This window comes from Corallococcus llansteffanensis, from assembly GCF_003612055.1.
Lineage (GTDB): Bacteria > Myxococcota > Myxococcia > Myxococcales > Myxococcaceae > Corallococcus > Corallococcus llansteffanensis.
Genome location: NZ_RAWB01000671.1, coordinates 1 through 4,938 on the forward strand (window position 1 = coordinate 1; position 4,938 = coordinate 4,938).

Annotated in this window: 5 protein-coding genes and 1 pseudogene; all 6 read right to left on the reverse strand. The window is 69.2% G+C overall.

The window, feature by feature from the left end; all coding sequences use genetic code 11:
• Window positions 1–162 precede the first annotated feature (162 nt).
• The gene (locus tag D7V93_RS37775) at window positions 163–633 is read right to left on the reverse strand and encodes a cyclic nucleotide-binding domain-containing protein (protein ID WP_120647940.1); all 471 of its coding nucleotides are present in this window, start codon (window positions 631–633) and stop codon (window positions 163–165) included.
• Window positions 634–666: 33 nt separating this feature from the next.
• Complete coding sequence (locus D7V93_RS37780; RefSeq protein ID WP_120647941.1) at window positions 667–1,182, reverse strand: gamma carbonic anhydrase family protein; 516 nt, start codon at window positions 1,180–1,182, stop codon at window positions 667–669.
• Window positions 1,183–1,222: 40 nt separating this feature from the next.
• On the reverse strand, window positions 1,223–2,608 hold the full coding sequence (miaB, locus tag D7V93_RS37785; RefSeq protein WP_120647942.1) for a tRNA (N6-isopentenyl adenosine(37)-C2)-methylthiotransferase MiaB: 1,386 nt from the start codon (window positions 2,606–2,608) through the stop codon (window positions 1,223–1,225).
• A gap of 73 nt (window positions 2,609–2,681) precedes the next feature.
• On the reverse strand, window positions 2,682–3,197 hold the full coding sequence (locus D7V93_RS37790) for a hypothetical protein (RefSeq protein ID WP_120647943.1): 516 nt from the start codon (window positions 3,195–3,197) through the stop codon (window positions 2,682–2,684).
• A gap of 26 nt (window positions 3,198–3,223) precedes the next feature.
• Complete coding sequence (locus D7V93_RS37795; protein ID WP_120647944.1) at window positions 3,224–4,621, reverse strand: VWA domain-containing protein; 1,398 nt, start codon at window positions 4,619–4,621, stop codon at window positions 3,224–3,226.
• Between the two features lie 16 nt (window positions 4,622–4,637).
• Window positions 4,638–4,938 (reverse strand): annotated as a pseudogene (locus D7V93_RS37800) (class I SAM-dependent RNA methyltransferase); the annotation flags it as partial.

The window sequence follows — 4,938 nt, forward strand, 5'->3', positions numbered from 1 at the left end:
CTCCCACCCACTGTGTGCGCTTAATTGGCCGTCCGTGAGGCCTACGTCCGGCGAAGACAGTAACCACATCCCGTGCGGGTGGCAGTGCCTCTTGCCCTCCTGGCCTCCGGACGCGAGGACGAGGCCTTCCACCCAACACCCGGTGGGAGCTTCAGGCTCCGCTCAAGCGCCGGTGGAGCGCGCGACGAGTGTGCGCAGCATGTCCCGGTTGTCCCGCGCCTTGGCGCCGAAGTGGCTGACGATGCCCATCAGCAGCTTGATGCAGGCCTGGGGCTTCTGGGCGAGCAGCTTCTGGAAGTCCGCGGCGCGGATCTCCAGCGCGAGCACGTCCGTGGCGGCGGTGGCGGTGCACAACCGCTCCCCCTTCTGCACGAGCGCCAGCTCTCCCAGGGGCTCCCCGACGGTCACCTCGCCCAGGGCGACGTCTTCTCCCCCGGGGTTCCGGGCGCTCAGCCGCACGGTGCCCTCGCCGACAATCAGCAGCGAGTCGCCGGCCTTGCCTTCGGAGAACAGCGCCGTGCCCTTGGGAAAGGCGCGCGTCACGGCGGCCACGGCGAAGATCTGGATGCCGGTGTCGGTGAAGCCCTTGAAGAGCGGACAGGCCTTGAGGGTCGTCTCGGGCGAGAGAGCCATGAGGGTGTTCCTAACACGCACAACCCGCTGTCGTCAGCGGCTCGCGCGGTGCTCGGAGGCGGTCTGCACGTAGTGGAGGGCGGACTGGACCAGGAACTCGCGCTCGCCGTCGGTGAGGGGGCGCTTCACCTTGCCCGGCGAGCCCACCACGAGCGAGCCCGGGGGAATCTTCGTGCCCGGCGTCAGGAGCGTGCCAGCGCCGATGATGCAGTCGTCGCCCACCTCCACCCCATCCATCAGGATGGCGCCCATGCCCACGAGGACGCGGTGGCCCACGATGCACCCGTGGAGGATGACCCGGTGGCCCACCGTGCAGTCGTCGCCCACCGTCGTGGAGTCACCCTGGCTGGTGACGTGCACCATGGTGAGGTCCTGGATGTTGGTGCGCTTGCCGATGCGGATGGAGTTCACGTCCCCGCGCAGCACGGAGTTGAACCAGACGGAGGAGTCCTCGCCCAGCTCCACGTCGCCCACCACCTGGGCGGAGTCCTCGACGAAGCAGCTCGGGTGGACGCGGGGGGACACCCCTCGAAACGGCCTCAACGGCATGGCGGAACCTCCGAGGACGGCGGGGACCAACGGCGGAGCGTCAGGCCTCCGCGGGCACGTGCAGCGGCACCGTGAGCTCCACCGGCAGCGGCGCCACCGTGGGCTCCTTGAGCACCGCCACCTGCTTGCCCTGGAGCTGGTTGGGCGTGGCGCGCTCGATGTGGACCGTCACGAAGGAGCCCGCGGGAGCGTCACCGTCGAAGTTGACGGTGCGGTTCTCCGGCGTGCGCCCGAAGCGCTTGGTGGCGTCGTAGCGCGAGCGGCCCTCGACCATGACCTCCACGTCCAGGCCCACCTGGGCCTGCGTGTACTCGCCGCTGATGCGCCGCTGCACCTTCTGCAGGCGCTCCAGCCGGGCCACCTTCACCTCGTGCGGCACCGGGCCCCAGTCCTTCTCACGCAGCGCGGCGCCCGTCTTGGGGCGCGGGCTGTAGACGAAGGAGAACTGGTTGTCGTACCGGACCTGCTCCGTGAGCTGGAGCGTCATCTCGAACTCCTCCTCGGTCTCGCCGGGGAAGCCCACGATGATGTCGGTGGTGATGGCGATGCCGGGCCGAGCGGCGCGCAGCTTCTCCAGCCGCTCCAGGTACTGCACCACGGTGTAGTCGCGGCGCATCATCTTCAGGATGCGGTCGCTGCCGCACTGCACCGGCAGGTGGAAGTGCGGGGCGATCTTGGGCTGCGTGCGGAACGCTTCGATCAGCTCGTCCGACAGGTCATGCGGGTGGCTGGTGGTGAAGCGCACGCGCTCGATGCCCGGCACCTCCGCGGTGCGCAGGAGCAGCTGCGCGAAGCTGATGCCGCCCTGGTACGAGTTGACGTTCTGCCCGATGAGGGTGACCTCGCGCAGGCCCACGCGCGCCAGGTCCGCCACCTCCAGGAGCACCTCCGGGAACGCGCGACTCACCTCGCGGCCACGGGTGTGCGGCACGACGCAGAAGGAGCAGACGTTGTCGCAGCCCTTCATCACGGTGACGAACTCGGTCACCTTGCCCCGGGACGTCTCCGCGTCGGCGCGCGGGAAGACGTACTCCTCGGAGTCCACGAAGGCGGTCTCCACCACCCGCTCGCGCGCGTCCTGCACGCGGCTGATGACCTCCGGCAGCTTCGCGATGTTGTCCGGGCCGAAGACGAAGTCCAGGTAGGGCACCTTCTTCAGCAGCTTGTCCTTCTCCTGCTGGGCCACGCACCCGCCCACGCCCAGGATGGCGCCGCGACTGGCCTTCACCGCGCGGTAGCGCCCCAGCGCGGACAGCATCTTGTCCTCGGCCTTCTCCCGGATGGAGCAGGTGTTGAGGATGATGAGGTCCGCGTTCTCCGGCTCCGGCGTCGGGACGTAGGACATCTTCGACAACGCTTCGCTCATGCGGAGCGAGTCGTTGACGTTCATCTGACAGCCGAAGGTGTGGATGAAGTAGCGCTTCATGGGTTGGCCTTGAGGGAAAACGGGCCCTTATGCGATGCCCGGCCGCGGAATGCAACCGGGCGGACGGGCTGGTTCATCCCCGGCTGAGCACCTTCGTGAGCCGGGTGTGCAGGGCGACCAACTCCGCCTCGTTCTCCCGGAGCAGCGCCACCGTCTCCGCACCGTACCGCCGGCCGAGCGCCTCCGTGTGCCGCTCCTGCTTCTGGAGCTCGTCCCGGACGCGCTGGCGCAGTGCGTCCACCTCTGGCCCGTTGGCCGCCTCCAGCTCCGTGAGCTTCGACTGGAGCCGCTGGAGCGTCCACCTCCGACCTCCAAAGGCCCGGAGCACGGACAGCCCCCACTCCACCGCCTTCAGGTCCAACCCGCTGGCGGCGAGCGCTTCTGTCTGCGCGCGGGCCATGGCCTCCGGACGGACATCCGCCTCCACGTGGGCCAGGAAGGTCTCCTGGTAGCGGACCAGGGCGTCGAGCATCGCCTTGTCCACCGGCCGGGAGGCCATGCGCAGCGTGCGGTCATCGGCGGCGTCGAAGTCCGAGCCGGTCTCCACGTTGCGGACGTCCAGGTAGTCGTCGAAGAGGGACGGAGCCATGGGGGAAGCCTCGGGGGAAAGGGGGTTCAGGTGGGGACGAGCTGATCCGCGATGCGGCTCAGGTCCGACACCGACGTCACGACCACGGCCTGGTGACAGTGCTTCTCGTAGGTGAGCATCTCGCTGTCACCGATGCCCCAGTTGCCGCGCTCCTCGGGGCAGATCCACAACAGGCGCTTCGCCTTGCGGCGCAGGTCCTTGAGGGCCCACGCGTTGCTCGCGTTGTAGTTGTTGCGACCGTCGCCGATGATCATCACGGTGGTGCGGCGGGTGATGCTGCCCAGGTGATCGCGCGTGAAGTCCGCCAGCGCGCGGCCGTAGTTGGAGTTCGCGCTCATGGACACGGTGCGCCCGGCGGTCGCCGCGTCGATGGCCTCGCTCACGTCCAGGTCCTTGAAGAAGTGCGTCACCTCCCCAATGTCGGACACGAAGACGAACGAGCGCACGCGGACGAACAGCGACTGCAGCGTGTGCATGAACAGCAGCATCATCCGCGACGCGTTCCGCACGGAGTCGGAGACGTCGCAGAGCACGACGAGCTCCGGGCGCTCGGGCCTGCGGCGGCGGAACTGCGGCACCATGGGGATGCCGTCCCACGGCATGTTCCGGCGCAGGGTGCGGCGCACGTTGAGCGAGCCCCGGCGGTGCGAGCGCTGCTTGCGGATGAGCCGGCTCTTGAGCTTCTCCGCCAGCGTGCGCACGGCGGCCTCCATCTGGTCCACCTCCGCCTGGGTCAGCAGGTGGAGCGGCTTGTCCAGGACGGAGTCCGTGCGGCGGCGGATGCGGGCCTCGGACTGGCGCCGCACCTCCTGGCGCGCGGCGTCTTCAATCTTGCGCATCGCCGCCGCCACGTGGCGCGAGACGATCTCGATGCCCTCCGCGCTCAGGCCCCGCGCGTGCAACTCGTCCTCCATGGACTTGAGGTCGGAGCGCGCCCGCTCCATGCCCGCGCCCGCGAGCAGCCGCCGCGTGAAGAACCCCGTTTGCAGCGGGCTCTCCAGTTGCCCCAGGTCCAGTTGAAGCGACGCCTGCCGGAAGATTTGCGCCAGCCGCGCGCGGTCGCCCGCGAGGATGGCCTGGGCCAGCGGGGACATCTCCGGCGCGAGCAGGTTCATCTGGTAGACGACCATCTTCAGCAGGTCGCCCTCCAGGTAGCCCTCGTCCTCTAGCTGCTTCGCCAGCGATTGGTCGAGCGCCTCGAACGTGCGGGCCGCGCCGGAGAAATAGAAGTCGAACGCGCGGCGGAAGGTGTCCACGTCCAGCTCGCGCTTGACGAGCGTGGTGCGCAGCACGGCGCGGAACAGGTTCCGGTCCTCGAGCCCCACCTCGGCGGTGGCGCGCAGCGCGTCCTGCACCTCGGACGTGCTGACGCGCACGCCGTTCTGGCGGAGGACCTCGGCGAACTCGACGATGCGGGCGTCCATGGTGGGTTTCCGTACGCTACCGTTCGAACGACATGACTGCTTCCACGTGGTGTGTCTGCGGGAACATGTCCACCACCTGGAGCGCCACGGGCTTGTAACCGGCCTCCACCAGCCCCGCCGCGTCCCGCGCCAGCGAGGCCGGGTCACACGCCACGTACACCACCCGGCGCACGTTCAACGCGCGCATCCACTTCGCCAGGCCCGGGGCTCCCGCGCGCGGCGGGTCCGCGAGGCACAGGTCGAACGACCGTCCCTCCGCCACCAGCCCGTCGCACACCTTGCGCGCATCACCCTGGACGAAGCGCACGTTGCCCACC

What these genes read in the sequence shown, in the direction of transcription:
- D7V93_RS37775 (WP_120647940.1), bottom strand. Translation starts at nt 633, where the DNA reads ATGGCTCTCTCGCCCGAGACGACCCTCAAGGCCTGTCCGCTCTTCAAG.
- D7V93_RS37780 (WP_120647941.1), bottom strand. Translation starts at nt 1,182, where the DNA reads ATGCCGTTGAGGCCGTTTCGAGGGGTGTCCCCCCGCGTCCACCCGAGC.
- miaB (WP_120647942.1), bottom strand. Translation starts at nt 2,608, where the DNA reads ATGAAGCGCTACTTCATCCACACCTTCGGCTGTCAGATGAACGTCAAC.
- D7V93_RS37790 (WP_120647943.1), bottom strand. Translation starts at nt 3,197, where the DNA reads ATGGCTCCGTCCCTCTTCGACGACTACCTGGACGTCCGCAACGTGGAG.
- D7V93_RS37795 (WP_120647944.1), bottom strand. Translation starts at nt 4,621, where the DNA reads ATGGACGCCCGCATCGTCGAGTTCGCCGAGGTCCTCCGCCAGAACGGC.